This is a genomic window from Bradyrhizobium sp. (assembly GCF_049519115.1).
Lineage (GTDB): Bacteria > Pseudomonadota > Alphaproteobacteria > Rhizobiales > Xanthobacteraceae > Bradyrhizobium.
In genome coordinates, this window is sequence record NZ_JBEKRB010000184.1 from 1 (window position 1) to 2,585 (window position 2,585).

General features: G+C 60.0%; 5 protein-coding genes. 4 read left to right on the forward strand and 1 reads right to left on the reverse strand.

What is annotated here, in order from left to right; genetic code table 11:
• From ABSE61_RS36890 to ABSE61_RS36900, 3 genes are all read left to right on the forward strand, one after another.
• The coding region (locus ABSE61_RS36890; RefSeq protein ID WP_490338391.1) for a cyclase family protein at nucleotides 1-291 on the forward strand (291 nt) is incomplete at its 5' end.
• Nucleotides 292-441: 150 nt separating this feature from the next.
• On the forward strand, nucleotides 442-861 hold the full coding sequence (locus ABSE61_RS36895; RefSeq protein ID WP_423876072.1) for a hypothetical protein: 420 nt from the start codon (nucleotides 442-444) through the stop codon (nucleotides 859-861).
• Nucleotides 862-954: 93 nt separating this feature from the next.
• Nucleotides 955-1,644 (forward strand): SDR family NAD(P)-dependent oxidoreductase, encoded by a 690-nt coding sequence (locus tag ABSE61_RS36900; RefSeq protein ID WP_423876073.1) that lies wholly within the window; start codon nucleotides 955-957, stop codon nucleotides 1,642-1,644.
• Nucleotides 1,645-1,733: 89 nt separating this feature from the next.
• Here the strand turns inward: ABSE61_RS36900 and ABSE61_RS36905 are convergent, their stop codons facing one another.
• A complete protein-coding gene (locus ABSE61_RS36905; RefSeq protein ID WP_423876074.1) occupies nucleotides 1,734-1,961 on the reverse strand; it encodes a hypothetical protein in 228 nt (75 codons plus the stop codon).
• Between ABSE61_RS36905 and ABSE61_RS36910 the strand changes: the two genes are divergently transcribed.
• On the forward strand, nucleotides 1,960-2,585 hold a 626-nt coding region (locus ABSE61_RS36910), incomplete at its 3' end, for a winged helix-turn-helix domain-containing protein (protein WP_423876075.1). The two genes, ABSE61_RS36905 and ABSE61_RS36910, sit on opposite strands and share 2 nt — an antisense overlap.

A 2,585-nucleotide genomic window follows, 5' to 3' on the forward strand; every position in this document is an offset into this window, starting at 1 on the left:
CCGGGTTTTGCGTTCGAAACTTGTTTCTGGCTGAAGGACAAGGACATCGCGGCGATCTGCAGCGATACTTGGGGTTGCGAAGTCAGACCCAACGAGACCAGCGAGGCGAACCAGCCCTGGCACTGGGTGGTGATCCCGTCGATCGGCATCTCGATGGGTGAGATCTTCTATCTGAAGGAGCTCGCCGAGGACTGTGCCGCCGACCGCGTCTATGAGTTCTTCTTCACGGCGCCCCCACTGCACCTCCCTGGCGGCGCCGGTTCTCCAATCAATCCCCAGGCGATCAAGTAATCACGTGAGAGAGGCTCGGAACCCAAAGAAAGGCCGCTCGCGAGGAGAGGAGTATTCTTCCGACGCGCACGGTCACCGGGTCAGGGAGTTTTCCCTGACCCCTTCCAAGGGTCCCGGCTTCCGATTTCATCGGTTCGAAAGGAGAAAAGAATGAGACGCACATTGGTATGCATCACGATCGTTGCCGCCATCGCCGGTTGCCTAAGCCGGACGGCATGTGCTCAGGGCGTTTCGGCACCACAGGCCGGTAGTGCGACGGCCACGCCGGAGAATGCGGTTCTTCTGACCATCTTCCTTCGACACGATCAATCCCGGCCGCTCTCGGAGTTGAACGCTCAACTGGCGAGGCAGGGTTTCTACAAGCAATTCCCGCCGCCCGGCGTCGAGGTGGTCAGTTGGAATGTCGTCATGGGTATCGGCCAGATCGTCACGCTGCGATTTCCAGCGAGCCGGATCCGTGAAGTCAACAGAGTGCTCGAGGATACCGCCTGGGGGGCATACCGCACCGAATTCTACCCGACGTATGACTATAAATCCGCGGGCATGAGCGAACACGAAAAGGCGCAGTAGAAATTCGGCTGGTTGGCGGGAGCCGACGCCGATATCCGACTCGATTTCTTTCGCTTCTGACGCGCGAAGTCATGATCTGACGGGAGACACAAAATGGCTGCCAAGAAAACCATCGCTATTATAGGTGCGTCCCGCGGCCTCGGTTTGGCCATGGCGCAGGAATACTGCGCCCGGAACTGGAACGTGATCGCCACCGCGCGGGGTAAGTCCGCCGGTCTGGACGCGTTGCGCGAACGTTATCCCGCAGCACTTGAAATCGAGAACGTCGATATCGTGGACCTTGCCTCGGTAAAGGCACTGAGGGAGCGGCTCGCCAGCCGCAAGCTGAACACGCTGTTCGTCAACGCCGGCATCTGCAAAGCGCACGAATTGACGCCGCTCGCAGTGAGTGACCGGGATTTTCTCGACATGATGTTGACCAACGCGCTGAGCCCGATGCGCGTGATCGAAGCCTTCCAGAACCTGGTCGCCGAAGACGGCGTGATCGCGGCCATGTCGTCCGAGATCGGCAGTATCGGCAACAGCGTCGGCTTCTGGGAACTATATAGTTCGAGCAAGGCTGCGCTGAACATGCTGATGAAAGCCTTCTCCGAACGGCACCCGGACGATCCGCGGGCTCTCCTACTGGTCGCCCCAGGCTGGGTGCGGACAGAAATGGGCGGCGAAGAAGCTGCTCTGGAGATTTCCGATAGCATTCCGCTGGTCGTCGAGATGGTCGAGCGCAATGCCGGGATCCCAGGGCTTCGTTTCACCGATCGTCACGGCGAAGTCCTCCCTTGGTGAATTGTTTGGCGCGTACGGCTGGATTCGGATCGCCGGAGGACCACCATCTGCAAACCAGAAAGTTGTCGCCGTCTGCAGTTGGGCAGACGTTAATCCTGACCTTCGGGGAAACGACTAAGATGCTGAATTTGTTGGACGCCGCCGGTCTTGTAACTTTCCGCCCCCCCCTCGGCGGAAATCCACCAAACATTGCCATTGAGCGCGACTTGATTGTTCGAATCAAGATTGCCGGCTTCGTCGAACGGCTTACGGTTCCAAGCAAGAAAGATAGATCGCGCCGCCGATTCAGTGCTGACGCTAGGGCGGACGATGCGCATGAATGATCGCCGCAGCTCGCCTCCCAAGGATGTGTTTGTTTTTGATCCGTTCAGCCTGTTTGCGGCAGAGAGGGTGCTCAAGAAGGCTGACGAGCCGATACAGCTCGGCGGCCGCGCGCTCGACATCCTGATCGCGCTCGCGGAGCGCGCCGGAGAAGTCGTCCCTCACCAGGAGCTAATCTCGACCGTGTGGCCGGGTGTCACTGTCGAGAACGTCAATCTCCGCAGTCAAATCGCGGCGATTCGGAAGGCACTTGGCGACGGACGAGAGGGCACCCACTACATATCCAATGTTTCCGGTCGTGGCTATTGTCTTGTCGCGCCGGTGACGCGCTCGAGCGCTGGGCAACCGGCTCCGGTCAGCGGGATGAGCCCCGCAGAACGGGTTCGAAGGCTGCCGCCGCGGCTAACGCGGATGGTCGGTCGAGACGACGCTGTTCGATCGTTGGCGCAGCGACTTCAGATGTCGCGCTTCGTCAGCATCGTCGGTCCCGGCGGTGTCGGCAAAACCACCGTGGCGATCTCGGTCGCCCATGCGCTGGTCGATGGATTCCACGACGCGGTATTCTTCGCAGATCTGGCTGCGCTGACGGACCCTGAACTGGTTCCGACCGCGCTTGCGTC